Raw genomic sequence first — 16,042 nt, forward strand, 5'->3', positions numbered from 1 at the left:
GGTGGCGGCGATCGCGGTGGCCGAGGGCGACAAGGTGTCCGAGGGGGCGCTGATCCTGACCCTCGAGCCGCAGGAAGGCGCCGCGTCGCGCGAAGCGCCGGTCGCGGCCCCGGCGCCCGCGGCGGCTTCGAGCCAGGCGCCCGTGTCCGGCGCCGCGGCGCCGGTTGCCGGGCGGGGCGATCTGCATGCGCAGGTGGTGGTGCTCGGGGCCGGGCCGGGGGGCTACACGGCGGCGTTCCGGGCCGCCGATCTGGGGCTGTCGGTGATCCTGATCGAGAAGGATCCGCAGCTTGGGGGGGTGTGCCTGAACGTCGGCTGCATCCCGTCCAAGGCGTTGCTGCATGCGGCCAGGGTGATCACCGAGACCGGCGAGATGGCGGCGCACGGGGTCGGTTTCGGCGCGCCGTCGCTGGATATCGACGCGCTGCGCGGCTGGAAGGACAGCGTCGTCGACAAGTTGACCGGCGGGCTCGCGGGGCTGGCCAAGGCGCGCAAGGTGCAGGTGGTGACCGGGCGCGGAATGTTTGTCGCGCCCAACCTGATCGAGGTCGCGGGCGAGGGCGGCGCGCGGACGGTCAGCTTTGACGATTGCATCGTCGCGGCGGGGTCCGAGCCGGTGACGCTGCCATTCGTGCCCCATGACGACCCTCGGGTGATCGATTCGACCGGGGCGCTGGCGCTCAGCGACATACCGTCGCGCATGCTGGTGCTGGGCGGCGGCATCATCGGGCTGGAGATGGGCATCGTCTATGACGCGCTCGGCGCCAGGGTCACCGTGGTCGAGTTGATGGATCAACTGATCCCGGGCGCCGACAAGGACATGGTCAAGCCGCTGCACGCGCGGCTGAAGGGGCGTTTCGAATCGATCCTGCTCAGCACCAGGGTGACGGCGGCGCGCGCGGGCGAGGCCGGGCTGGAGGTGACGTTCGAGGGGCCCAAGGGGGTCTCGAGCGACACATTCGACAAGATCCTCGTCGCCGTGGGGCGCCGCCCGAACGGCAAGCTGATCGGGTTGGAGAAAGCCGGGGTCGCGGTGGACGCGCGCGGTTTCGTTGCGGTGGACAACCAGATGCGGACCAATGTGGCGAATATCTTCGCCATCGGCGACGTGGTCGGGCAGCCGATGCTCGCGCACAAGGCGGTGCATGAGGGCAAGGTGGCGGCCGAGGTCTGCGCCGGGCGCAAGCGGGCGTTCGACGCGCGGGTCATCCCCTCGGTCGCCTACACCGACCCGGAGGTCGCATGGGTCGGCATGACCGAGACCCAGGCGAAAGCCGAGGGGCTGAAGATCGCCAAGGGGGTGTTTCCCTGGGCGGCCTCGGGCCGGGCGCTGTCGCTGGGCCGCGCCGAGGGGCTCACGAAACTGATCTTCGACCCGGCCACGGATCGGGTGCTCGGCGCCGGAATCGTCGGCGTCAATGCGGGAGACTTGATCGCCGAGGTTGCATTGGCCATAGAAATGGGCTGTGACGCGACCGATATCGGTCATACGATACACCCGCATCCGACGTTGTCCGAAACGGTCAACTTCGCGGCCGAAATGTTCGAGGGCACGATCACGGATCTGATTCCGCCCAAGAAAAAATGAAGGAGACGCGTGATGAAGATCGGCGCGCCTAGGGAAATCTTTGCCGGGGAGCGGCGCGTCGCGCTGACCCCGGAAAGCGCCCAGCGATTGCAGAAACTTGGCTATGAATGCCTGATCGAGAGCGGGGCGGGGGCCGGGGCGCAGTTCTCGGACGATGATTACCGCGCCGCCGGGGTCGAGGTGGTCGCCGACGCCGCCGCGCTGTGGGCCGGGTCTGACATCGTCATCAAGGTGCGCGGGCCGGAGAATTCGGAGCTCGACGCCGCCGCGGACGCGACGGACCTGGCGGGCAAGCTGCTGATCTCCTTCATCTGGCCGGCCCAGAATGAATCGCTGCTGGCCCGGCTCAGCGACGCGAAGATGACCGTCATCGCCATGGACATGGTGCCGCGCATCAGCCGGGCGCAGAAGATGGACGCGCTCAGCTCCATGGCCAACATCGCCGGCTATCGCGCGGTGATCGAGGCGGGGGCCAATTTCGGGCGCTTCTTCACCGGGCAGATCACCGCGGCGGGCAAGGTGCCCCCGGCCAAGGTGCTGGTGATCGGCGCCGGGGTCGCCGGGCTGGCGGCGATCGGCGCGGCGCATGCGCTGGGCGCCATCGTGCGCGCCTTTGACGTGCGCCCCGAGGTGGCCGAGCAGATCGAGAGCATGGGGGCGGAGTTCCTGTTTCTCGATTTCGAGGAAAGCGGCAGCGGGCAGGGCGGCTACGCGGCGCCCTCCTCGCCCGAGTTCCGCGAAAAGCAGCTGGCGCTGTTCCGCGAACAGGCGCCCGAGGTGGACATCGTCATCACCACGGCGCTGATCCCCGGACGCGACGCGCCCAAGCTGTGGCTCGAGGACATGGTCAAGGCGATGAAGGCGGGATCGGTGATCGTCGATCTGGCCGCCGAGCGCGGCGGCAACTGCGACCTGACCGTGCCTGACCGGAAGATCGTCACCGACAACGGCGTCACCGTGATCGGCTACACCGATTTTCCCAGCCGCATGGCGACGCAGGCCTCGACGCTTTACGGCACCAACATCCGCCACATGATCGATGACCTGACGCCTGACAAGGACGGCAAGCCGGTCGTCGACATGGAGGATGACGTGATCCGCGGCGCCACCGTGTGCCACGCTGGCGAGATCACCTTCCCGCCGCCGCCGCCCAAGGTTCAGGCGATCGCCAAGCAGGCCCCGAAGCCGCCGCAGAAAACCCCCGAGGAACTGGCGCTCGAAGCCGCCGCCGCCGAACGCCGCGCCGGGCGCAATCAGGTGGCGCTGCTGGCGGTGGGCACGGTGCTGACGCTGGCGGTGGGGGCGGTCGCCCCGGCCAGCTTCATGCAGCATTTCATCGTCTTCGCGCTGGCCTGCTTCGTGGGCTTCCAGGTGATCTGGAACGTCTCCCACGCGCTGCACACGCCGCTGATGGCGGTGACCAACGCCATTTCCGGGATCATCATCCTCGGGGCGCTGCTGCAGATCGGCTCGTCAAGCTGGATCGTCACCATCCTGGCGACGATCTCGGTGCTGATCGCCACCATCAACGTGGTGGGCGGATTCATGGTCACGCGGCGCATGCTCGCCATGTTCCAGAAAAGCTGAGGAGGGCCGGATCATGAGCATCGGACTCGTTACGGCCGCCTATGTCGCGGCTGCGGTTCTATTCATCCTTTCGCTGGGCGGGCTGTCCAATCAGGAAAAGGCCAAGCGCGGCGTCTGGTACGGCATCGTCGGCATGGCCATCGCCATATTCGCCACCATCTTCGGGCCGGGCATCGGCAACCTGGGCTGGATGATCCCGGCCATCGCGGTCGGCGCGGCGGTCGGCGCGGTGGTCGCGCAGCGGGTGGAGATGACCGGCATGCCGCAGCTGGTTGCGGCGCTGCATTCCTTCGTCGGCCTGGCGGCGGTGTTCATCGGCGTCAACGCCGATCTGGAGCTGTCGGCGGTCGAGGCCCTGCGCGAGGCCGGGCAGTCCACCGACCACCTCGTGGGCTTCGCCGGCAAGCTTGCGGCCAAGGAGGGCGTGGAGATCACCATCCTGCTGGTGGAGATCTTCATCGGCGTGTTCATCGGGGCGATCACCTTCACCGGCTCCATCATCGCCTACGGCAAGCTGGCCGGGTCCATCGACGGCAAGGCGCTGACCCTGCCGGGGCGCCACCTGATCAATCTGGGCATGGTGGCGCTGTGCCTGATCCTCGGGATGGCGTATTTCGGCGGCGCCGGGATCTGGGCGCTGATCCTGATGACCCTGGTGGCCTTCGTCATCGGCGCGCATCTGGTGATGGCCATCGGCGGCGCCGACATGCCGGTGGTGGTGTCGATGCTGAACTCCTATTCCGGCTGGGCGGCGGCGGCGATCGGCTTCACGCTGGGCAACGACCTGCTGATCGTCACCGGCGCGCTTGTCGGGTCGTCGGGCGCGATCCTGAGCTACATCATGTGCCGCGCCATGAACCGGCAATTCGTCTCGGTGATCCTCGGCGGCTTCGGCGGCCAGTCCGGACCGGCGATGGAGATCGACGGCGAGATGATCGCCATCGACGCCGACGGCGTGGCCGCGGCGCTGGACGACGCGGACAGCGTGGTGATCGTGCCCGGCTACGGCATGGCGGTGGCGCAGGCGCAGGCCTCGGTGTCCGAACTGACGCGGCGGCTGCGCGCCAGGGGCAAGCAGGTGCGCTTCGCCATCCACCCCGTCGCGGGCCGCTTGCCGGGGCACATGAACGTGCTGCTGGCCGAGGCCAAGGTGCCCTATGACATCGTGCTGGAGATGGACGAGATCAACGACGATTTCCCCACCACCGACGTGGCCATCGTCATCGGCGCCAACGACATCGTCAACCCGGCGGCGCAGGAGGATCCCAATTCCCCCATCGCCGGCATGCCGGTGCTGGAGGTGTGGAAGTCCAAGCAGGTGTTCGTGTCCAAGCGCGGGCAGGGCACCGGCTATTCGGGGATCGAGAACCCGCTGTTCTTCAAGGAGAACACGCGCATGTTCTACGGCGACGCCAAGGCCTCGCTGGATGCGCTGCTGCAGCGGATCGCCTGAGGCGGACTGGACTCCGCCCTACGACCCGGACGGGGCGCGGCGCCTCGTCCGGGTGACTTCGCGCCTGTCGGAGAGTGACCCATGACCGAGATCCAGATCCAGACCCGGGCCCGCAACCTCAGGGACCGCGCCGAGCGCCACCCCGAAAAGGCCCACCGCGCCGACGCGCCGCTGCTGAAGAAGCCGAAATGGATCCGGGTCAAGGCGCCCGGCGGCAAGGGCTATGGCGAAACCCGGCGGATCATGCAGGAGAACGGTCTGGTCACCGTCTGCCAGGAGGCCGGCTGCCCGAATGTCGGCGAGTGCTGGTCCAAGGGCCACGCGACGATGATGATCATGGGCGAGATCTGCACGCGGGGCTGCACCTTTTGCAACGTCGCCACCGGGCGCCCCGACGCGCTGGATTCGTTCGAGCCCGCCAAGGTGGCCGTGGCGGTGCAAAAGCTCGGGCTGAAGCATGTGGTCGTCACCTCGGTCGATCGCGACGATCTCGCCGATGGCGGGGCCGAGCATTTCGCCCGGACCATCCGCGCCATCCGCCGCAAGACCCCGGAAACCACCATCGAGGTCCTGACGCCGGATTTCCTGAAATGCGACGCCTCGGCGCTGGAAACCGTGATCGCCGCGCGTCCCGACGTGTTCAACCACAATCTGGAGACCGTGCCGGGGCTGTATCCCTCGGTCCGCCCGGGCGCGCGGTATTTTCACTCGCTGCGGCTGCTGCAAAGGGCCAAGGAGATCGACCCGACGATCTTCACCAAATCCGGGATCATGGTCGGGCTGGGCGAGGACCGCCAGGGCGTGCATCAGGTGATGGACGACATGCGCGCGGCGGGTGTGGATTTCCTGACGATAGGCCAGTATCTTCAGCCAACGCCAAAGCATCACGCGGTGGCCCGCTTCGTCGAGCCCGCCGAGTTCGCGGCCTATGAGAAGGCGGCCTATGGCAAGGGGTTCTTGATGGTGAGCGCCACGCCGCTGACGCGGTCGAGCTATCACGCGGGGGATGATTTTGAGCGGTTGCGGGCGGCGCGGGGCGCAAAAAAGTAAGTTATCGGGGCCGTAGTATGTTTATTAACAAAATAGAAGTCTCTAACTTCAAGGCAATACGGAATATCTCCGTTGAATTAGGAAGGATTAATGTAGTAGTGGGCGAAAATAGCGCCGGTAAATCATCTTTACTTCAAGCAATACATCTCGCGTGTCGGTGCGCCGCAAACAAGAAGGTTCTAAATAATCAATCTAGAAGTATAGCCGTAACTGATTTAGATTATTTTCCAACTCTGGACTTGCAAAGAATTGGCAATGAGGGGGATCTGCGTGAAAAGCGAGGGGGAAGTCCAGAAATTTTTCTAAAAGTTAAATTATTTTGCACTGATGGAGAAGTAAATCATTCTGCCACAATACCAGTGCGGAGAGGTAGAAATAATGCTGTTCAAGTTGATTTAAAATCAAGCACTGTAGATAAAGAACTGTATTTATTATTGAACGACAAGGAGAAACCATTCACTTCATATATACCAGGGTTAGCGGGAATTTCTTCAGCAGAAGAAAAAAGATCCTTGTTGCCAATAATCCGTCAAGCCGCAAGTGGAGATGCAAATGTAGTTCTCAGAAATATAATTTATTTAATTAGAGAAAAAGAATTACTCCCAAAACTAGAAAATCTGGCATCTGATGTTTTGGGTTGCATAAAACTAAGGGTAAATTTCGTAGAGGGAGATGACTTCTTTATAAATGTAGATATACAAACCAATAGTATGAATGAAAATAGATGGGCCCCGCTGGATCTTGCTGGAACAGGCGTTCTGCAAATTATTCAGATATTCTCTTATATAGTACTGTTTTCTCCAAGATTACTTTTGATAGATGAGCCTGATTCACATCTTCACTCCAGCAAGCAGGGACAATTAGTTCATTCCCTTGAGAAAGCCGCTGAAGAATTTGGCTCTCAAGTAATAATGACCACTCATAGTCCGAGTTTAGTAAGGGCCTGTAGTGAAAATGTAAATTTTATTTGGATGAAATCGGGAAGTGTATGCGAAAATCCACAAGAAGCTAGAAATATGATGAAATGGGGTCTTCTAGATAAGAAAATACTAATAATTACAGAAGATAATAATACTTCATTGCTTGAATCAATTTTAAGCCAATGGTCAGATAAGGAAAAAATTACCGCTATTTGGCCGGTGAATGGCGTTCAATCATTGCCAAACGCAGAAGGGGCGGCTGCATTAAGATCAATAACTGGCTTAGAAAAAATAGTAATACATAGAGACGGTGACTTTTTCACGAAATTGGAGAGACAGAGGTATCTGGAAAATTATGCAGTCGATGGTGTAACATTATGGTTTACTGAGCATTCAGATATTGAAGCCTATTTATGCTCGCGTGAGGTAGTAGCAAGTCAATTAGAGTTAAACGAAAGTCAAGCAATGGACGTTATAAATTACGTCATAGAAGACAATAGGAGATATTTCGATAGAAAATTTATCGATAAGAGGAAATCAATTAATGGAAATAACAATTTATATCCTAATATGGCCGGCACACCTTCTTCAGATGAAGCCAGAGATCAGTTAGGAGACTTCCCAGCCGCCACCATATGTGGAAAAGAACTTCACAAAAAAATAAAAGTATTTGCTCAGAATTGCGGAATAAATGGGGGAGAAATGAGCCGCATTCCGGAAGATATTGAGGTAGCTATAGATCTTTTTAATATTTTGTGATTAACTTATCTATATAATAGATATTTTGCTGTAGGAAAGAAATTGGATTATATCGGTGGCAAATAATTTTCTAGTGCCTTATTGCCGCTTCGAAACAACTACCTCCCGCAGCCCCCAGGTGCTCCATGAAACCACCCCCCCTCGCAATCCTCGCCCTCCTCACCCTAACCGCCTGCGCCGCCCCGCAAGGCCCAGGCGGCGCCCCAACCGGCGCCATAAAACTCACCCCCGCCAACCCCCAACCCGATCCCAAAAACCTGAAGCCCGGCCTCGCCGTCCGCTACGCCTATCCCGCCGACGTCAAGACCCTGATCGACGCGCAGGGGTGGGGCGCCTCGGCAGAACCCGGGCCGGCGCTCGACGGGTTCGACTACCCCGACCAGGGCCCCGGCGCCCGCGCGCTCACCTCGGAAAAGACCGACAGGGTGGTGGCGGTCATCGACGGGTATGTGCGCTTTGACGCGCCCGGCGTGCAAAAACTGCAATTCTGGTCCAATGACGGGCTGCGGGTGACGATCGGCGGCGCGCAGGTCTACGAGCATGACAAGCGGCATCGCTGCGTGTCGCTCGGGCCGGTGTCGGTCGACGCGCCCGAGGCCGGGTGGTATCCGGTCAGCGCGCTGTTCTTCCAGCGGCTCAACACCTCCTGTCTGCGCATGGAGGCGCAATCCGCCGCCCTGCCGCGCGACCGCTACGCCCACATCCCCCGCTAGGCCCGGGCCTCAGTCGGCGAGTTCGGCCATCACCGCGTCGGAGACCTCGATATTGGCGGTCACGGTCTGCACGTCGTCGTCATCCTCGAGCGCCTCGATCAGGCGCAGAACCTTGCGCGCGCCCTCGGCGTCGAGCTCGGTGGTGATGTTGGGCCGCCAGACCAGTTTCGACGTGGCGGAGTCGCCCAGGGCCGCCTCGAGCGCGCCGGACACTTCGTGCAGGTCCGTGCCCGCGCACCAGATCACATGGCCGGTCTCGTCGCTTTCCACATCCTCGGCGCCGGCCTCGATGGCCGCCTCCATCACCGTGTCGGCGTCGCCGGCCTCGGGCGGGTAGCTCACCTGCCCCATGCGGTCGAACATGAAGCCCACGGACCCGGTCTCGCCCAGGTTGCCGCCGGCCTTGGTGAAGATGGATCGCACCGAAGACGCGGTGCGGTTGCGGTTGTCGGTCATCGCCTCGACGATCACCGCGACGCCGCCGGGCGCGTAGCCTTCGTAGCGGATCTCGGCGTAGTCGTCGCCCTCGCCGGCGATCGACTTGTTGATGGCGCGGGTGATCACGTCCTTGGGGACGGACAGCGATTTCGCCTCCTTCACCGCGAGGCGCAGGCGCGGGTTCTTGTCCGGGTCCGGGTCGCCCATCTTGGCGGCGACGGTGATTTCCTTGGCGAGCTTGGAGAACAGCTTGGAGCGCACCGCGTCCTGGCGCCCCTTGCGATGCTGGATATTCGCCCATTTGGAGTGGCCGGCCATGGGAATCCTCATCAATCAGGAAGTTTCGACGGTTATAGGCGAGGCGAGCGGAGGGGTTCAAGCGTCAAGCATTTCGCAAGGCTTGGCGGGCACAAAGGGGGAAACGGAGGATGTGGTCATGTGCGCGGATCTGGTGAACGGGCTCGGCGGAAGGCTGGGTTTCGGCGAAAACAGCTTTTTGCAGGCGGCGAGGGACGGCTCGGACAATTACACCGCGTCCAACGGTCTCGACGATTCCTCGGTCTACGTGGATCTGCGCGACAGCTTTTCCGACGGCATCAACGTGTTCGGCAATCAGTATGACGGGGTCTGGATCAACGCCAACGGGAACCTGACCTTCGAGGGGCCGAATTCGGACTATACGCCGGACGGGATCGCGGGACTGACCGAACCGACCATCGCGCCGTATTTCGCCGATGTGGACATTCGCAACCGGTCCGACACGCCGGTGCCGGGGGATGGCGGGGACGGAACCTCGCGGCTGTCCAACGACATCTATTGGGGGGTGACGCAGGAGGAAGGCAAATCCGTGCTCACCGTCACCTGGGACGACGTGGGTTCGTATCCGCGCGACAACACCCCGACCAACGCCTTTCAGGTGCGCATCACCGATCAGGGCAACGGCGATTTCGACGTGGAATTCCGCTACGAGGACGTGAACTGGCTGTTGGGCAGGGCCTCCGATGGGCAGATGCCCACGGTCGGGATCACCGATGGCGAGGACAATGATTTCGAAATCGGCGGGTCGGGCACGCGGAGCATGGCGGATCTGGAGGATCGCAGCTTCGAGGGCGGCGAACCCGGGGTGATCGGCTTTTCGGTGCGCAACGGCGCGCCCTCGATCTGCTTCGCCGCCGGCACGCTGATCGACACGCCGACGGGGCCGCGCGCGGTGGAGACCCTGCGCCCCGGCGATCTGGTGCGCACCATGGATCACGGCGCCCAGCCGGTGCGCTGGGCGGGGTCGCGCTGGGTGAGCCGGGCGGAGATGGCGCTGGATCCGCGCCGGCGTCCGGTGCTGATCCGCGCCGGCGCGTTTGGCCATGGGGCCCCGGCGCGCGACCTCACGGTCAGCCGCCAGCACCGGGTGCTGGTCGGCGGTCCCGCCGCGCAGGCGCTGTTCGGCGCGGCGCAGGCGCTGGCGCCGGCCATCGGGCTGATCGACGGGGCCTGCGTGACGACGGGCGACGGGCGTCGGGGCGTCATGCTGATCCACCTGCTGTTCGATCGTCATGAAGTGGTGTTCTCCGAAGGGCTGGCCAGCGAAAGCCTGCATCCCGGCCCGCAGGCGCTGGCCGCGTTGACGCCGGAGGCGCAGGCGGAGCTGCGCGCCCTGCGCCCCGATCTCGCCGATCCCGAGGCCCCGCCCCCGGCGCCCGCGCGACGGCTCTTGACGCGGCGCGAGGCGGCGCGCTGGCGCGAGGCCGATGCCATGAACCGGCGATTGAGCGGGGTGTCGGGCGTCGGGGGCGGGTCCGGCGACAAGGCCGGCAGCGGCGCGCTGCGCCTGTGACCGCGTGCCCGGCGGCAAGCGGCTTTCCGGCGCGAAATTCTGACGCGCCAATGCGCGCCCCGCTTTCGGGTTGCGCATTCGGGGCGCGTGCTTGACGCGCGGCGGATTGTCGGGCCCTGGCCCATGTCACGCGCGCCGCAACGGGTGCGGCGGGCCTTGACCCGGCGCCTGAAGCCCGCCCGCGCCAAGCCGCGCCGCATGCGCCACGGAGGCGGAATCGCATTGCTTCTGCGCGGCCTCGGGGTCGCCTTCGTTCACGGCGTCCGTCGGGCGCCGGGCGCCGGGCGATGCGCCGGAGCCGCGCCTACAGCGGCCAGAGCAGCGGGATCACCAGGCTGGCGATCAGCCCCAGCGACAGGTTGAGCGGCAGCCCGATGCGCACGTAATCGATGAACTTGTAGCCGCCCGGCGCGTAGACCAGCGTGTTGGTCTGGTAGCCGATCGGCGTCGCGAAGCTGGCCGAGGCGGCGATCATCACCGCCACCACCAGCGGCCTCGGATCCACCCCCAGCGCCGAGGCCAGCCCGATGGCGATCGGCGTCACCACCACCGCCACGGCATTGTTGGACACCAGTTCGGTCAGAACCGAGGTCAGCAGATACACCGCCCAGATCACCAGCGCCGGGTGCAGCGTGGACAGCCACGGCGCCGCGGCGTTGACGATCAGCGCCACCGCGCCGGATCGCTCCAGCGCCGCGCCGATGGCGAGCATGGAAAAGATCAGCGTCAGCAATCGGCCGTCGACGAAGCCGAACGCCTCGTCGGCGTCGATGCAGCGCGCGAACAGCACCACCGCCACCCCGATCACCGCCGCCGCCACGATCGGCAGCAGGTTCAGCGCCGCGCCCAGCACCACCAGCCCCAGCACCATCAGCACCAGCCAGGCGCGGTCGCGCCGATACGGGCGTTCGGTGGGGGTGGCGATGTCCACCAGCCCCACATCCTCGGCCAGTCGGCGGATGTCCTCGGGGTCGCCCTCCAGCAGCAGCGTGTCGCCGACGCGCACATAGACCTCGTCGAGCTGGCGCCCGATATTCTGATTGCGCCGGTGCACGGCCAGCGGATAGACGCCGTAGCGCCGCCGCAGGCGCAGCTGCCCCAGCGTGCGCCCGATCAGCCGGCAGCCGGGGCCGATCAGCGCCTCGACGGTGACGGTCTTGCGCTCGCTCAGCTTGTCCACCATCGCCAGCGCCCGGGAATCGCGCAGGCCGAGCAATTCGTTGACCCCGGTGCGCAGCACCACCCGGTCGCCTTCGGCCAGCACCACCGCCTTCAGGTCTCGGCGCAGCGATTCGTCGCCGCGCAGCACGTCGATCACCCGCATCCCGTCGCGCCGGAACAGATCCACCTTCAGCGCCGCCTGCCCGATCACCGGCGACCCCGGCGGCACCGCCACCTCGGTGAAAAACCGCAGCTTTTTCTTGTCGGTGAGGAAATCGGTCATGGAATCGCGGTTGGGCAGCAGCCGGGGCGCCGCGAAGCGCATGTAAAGCAGCCCGAATCCGGCCAGCGTCACCCCCAGCGGCGTCACCTCGAACAACGAGAACGGCGCCAGCCCGGCGCTCCGCGCCACCCCGTCCACCAGCAGGTTGGTCGAAGTGCCGATCAGCGTGCAGATCCCCCCGAGGATCGCCGTGTAGCTGAGCGGGATCAGCAGCCGCGAGGCCGACTGCCCCATGCGCTGCGCCAGCCGCACCGCCACCGGGATCAGCATCACCACCACCGGCGTGTTGTTCATGAAGGCCGAGGCCACCAGCGTGAACCCGGCGAAGGCGGCCAGCGTCAGCTTGGGGCGGGATTCGACCCGGCGCCCGGCGAATTGCGAAAACGCCTCCAGCGCGCCGGTGCGCACCAGCGCGCCGGACAGGATGAACATCGCCGCGATGGTCAGCGGCGCCGGGTTGGCCACCGCCGCCAGCAGATCGCTCGCCGACAGCGCGCCGCCCGCCAGCAGCACCGCGACGCCGCCGATGGCCACCACCTCGGTGGGGTATTTCTCGGAGATGAAAAGCGCGAACATCGCAACCACGACGCCCAGTGACAACAGGGCGGCCTGGTGCTCGACCATGAGGATGTACAAAGCGGCGCGGCCCCCCGGATGCGCGGTCCGGAACGCGACCGCCATGGGCCAATCTAGCGGCTCCGGGGCGATCTGTAACGCGCTGATGCAACGGCATTGCGCCGCAATCGCGCCCGGCCTTGCCGATCGCGGCGCGCTGGGCTAGGGGAAGGTCATGCGTATTCTGTTTCTGGGCGATGTCATGGGCCGCGCCGGCCGCAAGGCGGTCACCGATCGGCTCCCCGGCCTGCGCGCCGACCTTAAGCTCGATTTCGTTGTGGTGAACGGCGAGAACGCCGCCGCGGGGCGCGGGCTGACGGCGCGCATCGCCGAGGATCTCTTCGCCGCCGGGGCCGACGCGATCACGCTGGGCGATCACGCCTTCGACCAGAAGGAAATGCTGACCCACATCTCGACCGACCCGCGCATCCTGCGTCCGCTCAACTTCGCCAGATCCGCGCCCGGGCTCGGGGTGCGGGTGTTCGAGGCGACGCGCGGACGCCGCGTGCTGGTGGCGCAGGCGCTGGGGCGGGTTTTCATGAACCGCCCCTATGACGATCCGTTCTCGGCGCTCGACGCGGCGCTGAAAACCGCGCCCATGGGCGGCGGGGTCAACGCGGTGATCGTGGATTTCCACGCCGAGGCCACGTCCGAAAAAATGGGCATGGGCCACTGGCTTGACGGACGCGCGAGCCTCGTGGTCGGCACCCACACCCATGTGCCCACGGGCGACGCCATGATCCTGCCGCGCGGCGCCGCCTATCAGACCGACGCGGGCATGTGCGGCGACTACAATTCGGTGATCGGCATGCAGGTGGACGAGCCCATGCGCCGCTTCATCACCGGCATGCCGCGCGGCCGGTTCGAACCGGCGGGCGGCGAGGCGACGCTGTCGGGCGTATATCTGGAAACCGACGACGCCACCGGGCGCGCCACCCGCGTGAAATCGCTGCGCCTTGGCGGCGTTCTGGCGGAATCCCTGCCCTAGGGTTGGCCTCAGCTCGGCGGGCGCAGAACGCTTTTTTCCGTGACCAGCGCGTCCAGCGGCTGATCCGTGGGCTCCAGCGGCAGCAGCTCGGCCTGCTGCGCCGCATAGGCGAAGCCGATCGCCTGCGTCGGGCGCCGCGCGCGCAGCTTTTCCAGCGTGCGGTCGTAGAAGCCGCCGCCATAGCCGAGCCGGTTCAACCGCGGATCGAAGGCCACCAGCGGCACGATCAGCGCCTCGGGCGTCAGCCAGTCGCCCGCAGCGGGCACCCGGGCGCCGAAGGGGCCGTCGATCATTTCGGCCGCGGGGGTCCATTCGCGAAAGTCCAGCGGCCGCCCCTTGCCCGCGATCACCGGCACGCAGATCCGCATCCCGGCGGCGTGCAGGCGGCGCATCGCCGGCATCGGGTCGATTTCGCTGCGCATGGCCATGTAGCCGGCGACGATGCGCGGGGCGATCGCCAGCAGCTCCGCCTCCAGCGCCGCGCGGGCCGGGGCCGAATCGGCGACGCCATGGGCGGCGGCGCGGCGCGCCAGCGCGGTTTTGCGCGCCGCGGCCTTGAGTTCGCGCAGGGCCGTTTCACGGCCGGCGGATCGGTGGGTCTGGGTCATGGCTCGGGTGATAGCGCCCCCGCGCTGCGCTCGATGGTCTGATTGCGGCATTGCGGCGGGCCCGTCGCGACCGTGGAGGCGTTTTGATCCTCGAGAGCCTGGGTTACCAGGTGGGCGCCGGATGCGTTAGGCCACGACCAGTCGCAGAGCCAGCTCCCTTTCGAAGAAATAGGCCACCAGGATGTAAGCCTCTCACGCGAGGGACAGAACCCGCCACCCCGATACATAGTCCTCGCGGGCGCCAAGGGGAAGGGGCGCGCCAGCCCCGCCGCCTTGCATCAGCCCCCCGACTTGCGCCGTCCGCCCCTTGACCCGCTGCGGGCGACTCGCTAAATGCAGCCTCGGACCGCCTGTTGGGGAATAGGTTAACGGTAGACCCGCAGACTCTGAATCTGTTAGTCCTGGTTCGAATCCAGGTTCCCCAGCCACCCGCGGTCCCCAGCCGATCTCCGGGACATGCGCGCGCCCGTCCGGCCCGCGCCGGCGCAGGGCGTCGGTGCGCCCTATGCGGCGCAAAGATCGCCCAGGATGGCCAGCGCGGAATCGATTTCGGCGGCGGTGTTGTAATGGGCGATGCCCAGCCGCAGCACCCCGTCATCAAGGTCGAGCCCCAGCTGCTGCGCCGCCGCAAAGGCGTAGTTGTGCCCGGACCAGGCGTTGACGCCCCTTTCCGCCAGCCCCGCCGCCAGCCGGTCGCTGGCGCGATGCGCGCAGGTCAGCGACACGGTGGGCACCCGGTCCTGCATGCGGTTGGAGTCGGTGACGCCCTTGATCGACACGCCGTCGATGGCCGTCAGCCCCTCGATCAGCCGCCGGGTCAGCGCGTGCTCAAAGGCGGTCGAGGCCGAGAACGCCGCCGCGATCGCCGCGCGCGCCGCGCCTTGGGCGCCCAGCGTCCGGCCCAGCCATTCGAAATGGTCGATGCAGGCGATCAGGCCCGCCTGCAATTCCACCTGCGGCGTGCCGCGTTCGAACCTTTCGCCCGGCCCGGCGGGGCCGCAGCGCAGGCGGTCGGCCTGCAGATCCTTCAGCAGCGCCTCGCGCCCCCACAGGACACCCAGATGCGGGCCGAAGAACTTGTAGGCCGAGCAGGCCAGGAAATCGCAGTCCAGCGCCGCCACGTCGATCAGCCCGTGCGGCGCGAACTGCACCGCGTCCACATAGACCAGCGCGCCCGCGTCATGGGCCATGGCGCTCAGCGCCCGCACGTCGTTGACCGATCCGGTCATGTTGCTGGCGTAGTTCAGCGCCACCGCGCGGGTGCGCTCGGACAGCGCCGCGGCCAGGGCCTCGGGTTCGATCCGCCAGCTCGTCTCGTCGAATTCGACCCAGCGCACCGTCAGGCCGAAATCCCGCGCCGCGGCCAGCCAGGGCGAGATGTTGCCCTCGTGATCCATGCTGGTGACCACGATCTCGTCGCCCGGCGCGCAGCTGCGGGCGATGGCGCGCGCGATCTGGAAGGTCAGCCCGGTCATCGAGGCGCCGATGGCGATCTCCTCCGCCGCGCCCGCGCCCAGAAAGGTCGCCGCCTTCGCATGGGCGGCCTCGACGATCGCGCCGGCGCGCCGCGACTGCCCGAAATGCCCGCCCAGATTGGCGCAGTCGCGCAGCATCGCGTCCCGCACCGCGTCAAGCACCCGGCGCGGAACCTGGGCGCCCGCCGGATTGTCCAGAAACACCGGCCCGGAGGCCAGCAGGCTGGGGAACTGGTCGCGCACGGTCTCGATCGGGAAAGCGGAAGCGGGCATCGGTCAAAATCCTTCGGGATGGGCGATGGGGCGGCGGTCAATGGGCGATGATCTGGCTGAGAAACAGTTTCGTGCGCGCGTGTCGGGGGCTGTCGAAAAACGCCGCCGGCGGGCTGGCCTCGACGATCTCGCCGCCATCCATGAACGCCACCTTGTCGGCGACGCGCCGCGCAAAGCCCATTTCATGGGTGACGCAGATCATGGTCATGCCGTCGCGCGCGAGGTCGGTCATCACGTCGAGCACCTCGGAGATCATCTCCGGATCCAGCGCCGAGGTGGGTTCGTCGAACAGCATGATCC

At 65.4% G+C, this 16,042-nt stretch carries 12 protein-coding genes, 1 tRNA gene, 1 other RNA gene and 1 pseudogene; 9 read left to right on the forward strand and 6 right to left on the reverse strand.

Annotated elements, in window-relative coordinates:
• Position 1: 1 nt before the first annotated feature.
• From lpdA to AC1HC7_RS15820, 6 genes are all read left to right on the forward strand, one after another.
• Positions 2-1,588, forward strand: a complete 1,587-nt coding sequence (lpdA, locus tag AC1HC7_RS15795; protein ID WP_479499209.1) for a dihydrolipoyl dehydrogenase — start codon at positions 2-4, stop codon at positions 1,586-1,588.
• 12 nt (positions 1,589-1,600) lie between these two features.
• On the forward strand, positions 1,601-3,175 hold the full coding sequence (locus AC1HC7_RS15800) for a Re/Si-specific NAD(P)(+) transhydrogenase subunit alpha (protein ID WP_479495670.1): 1,575 nt from the start codon (positions 1,601-1,603) through the stop codon (positions 3,173-3,175).
• Positions 3,176-3,188: 13 nt separating this feature from the next.
• The gene (locus AC1HC7_RS15805) at positions 3,189-4,628 is read left to right on the forward strand and encodes an NAD(P)(+) transhydrogenase (Re/Si-specific) subunit beta (RefSeq protein ID WP_479495671.1); all 1,440 of its coding nucleotides are present in this window, start codon (positions 3,189-3,191) and stop codon (positions 4,626-4,628) included.
• Positions 4,629-4,709: 81 nt separating this feature from the next.
• Positions 4,710-5,678, forward strand: a complete 969-nt coding sequence (gene lipA / locus AC1HC7_RS15810; protein WP_479499210.1) for a lipoyl synthase — start codon at positions 4,710-4,712, stop codon at positions 5,676-5,678.
• A gap of 17 nt (positions 5,679-5,695) precedes the next feature.
• A complete protein-coding gene (locus AC1HC7_RS15815; RefSeq protein WP_479499211.1) occupies positions 5,696-7,357 on the forward strand; it encodes an ATP-dependent nuclease in 1,662 nt (553 codons plus the stop codon).
• A gap of 125 nt (positions 7,358-7,482) precedes the next feature.
• Positions 7,483-8,070, forward strand: a complete 588-nt coding sequence (locus AC1HC7_RS15820) for a PA14 domain-containing protein (protein WP_479499212.1) — start codon at positions 7,483-7,485, stop codon at positions 8,068-8,070.
• 9 nt (positions 8,071-8,079) lie between these two features.
• Here AC1HC7_RS15820 and AC1HC7_RS15825 read toward each other — a convergent pair whose 3' ends face one another.
• Positions 8,080-8,826: a YebC/PmpR family DNA-binding transcriptional regulator gene (locus AC1HC7_RS15825; RefSeq protein ID WP_479496655.1), complete on the reverse strand. Its 747-nt coding sequence runs from the start codon at positions 8,824-8,826 to the stop codon at positions 8,080-8,082.
• 118 nt (positions 8,827-8,944) lie between these two features.
• On the opposite strand from AC1HC7_RS15825, the gene AC1HC7_RS15830 reads away from it, so the two are divergent.
• Positions 8,945-10,339 (forward strand): Hint domain-containing protein, encoded by a 1,395-nt coding sequence (locus tag AC1HC7_RS15830; RefSeq protein ID WP_479496656.1) that lies wholly within the window; start codon positions 8,945-8,947, stop codon positions 10,337-10,339.
• Positions 10,340-10,643: 304 nt separating this feature from the next.
• Here the strand turns inward: AC1HC7_RS15830 and AC1HC7_RS15835 are convergent, their stop codons facing one another.
• Positions 10,644-12,407: an SLC13 family permease gene (locus AC1HC7_RS15835; RefSeq protein ID WP_479496660.1), complete on the reverse strand. Its 1,764-nt coding sequence runs from the start codon at positions 12,405-12,407 to the stop codon at positions 10,644-10,646.
• A gap of 166 nt (positions 12,408-12,573) precedes the next feature.
• On the opposite strand from AC1HC7_RS15835, the gene AC1HC7_RS15840 reads away from it, so the two are divergent.
• Positions 12,574-13,386 (forward strand): TIGR00282 family metallophosphoesterase, encoded by an 813-nt coding sequence (locus tag AC1HC7_RS15840; protein WP_479496657.1) that lies wholly within the window; start codon positions 12,574-12,576, stop codon positions 13,384-13,386.
• 8 nt (positions 13,387-13,394) lie between these two features.
• Here AC1HC7_RS15840 and AC1HC7_RS15845 read toward each other — a convergent pair whose 3' ends face one another.
• Positions 13,395-13,994 carry a 5-formyltetrahydrofolate cyclo-ligase gene (locus AC1HC7_RS15845; protein ID WP_479496658.1) on the reverse strand — a complete coding sequence of 200 codons (600 nt, stop codon included), beginning with the start codon at positions 13,992-13,994 and terminating at the stop codon, positions 13,395-13,397.
• Between the two features lie 54 nt (positions 13,995-14,048).
• Positions 14,049-14,207, reverse strand: a non-coding RNA gene (ssrS, locus tag AC1HC7_RS15850) — 6S RNA.
• Between the two features lie 141 nt (positions 14,208-14,348).
• Here ssrS and AC1HC7_RS15855 point away from each other — a divergent pair.
• Positions 14,349-14,422 (forward strand) — tRNA-Gln (locus tag AC1HC7_RS15855).
• A 75-nt stretch (positions 14,423-14,497) separates the two neighbouring features.
• Here AC1HC7_RS15855 and AC1HC7_RS15860 read toward each other — a convergent pair.
• Both AC1HC7_RS15860 and glnQ read right to left on the reverse strand, forming a co-directional pair.
• Complete coding sequence (locus AC1HC7_RS15860) at positions 14,498-15,742, reverse strand: cysteine desulfurase-like protein (RefSeq protein WP_479496659.1); 1,245 nt, start codon at positions 15,740-15,742, stop codon at positions 14,498-14,500.
• A gap of 37 nt (positions 15,743-15,779) precedes the next feature.
• Positions 15,780-16,042, reverse strand: a pseudogene (gene glnQ, locus AC1HC7_RS15865) (glutamine ABC transporter ATP-binding protein GlnQ); the annotation flags it as partial.

Source organism: Oceanicella sp. (assembly GCF_056449545.1).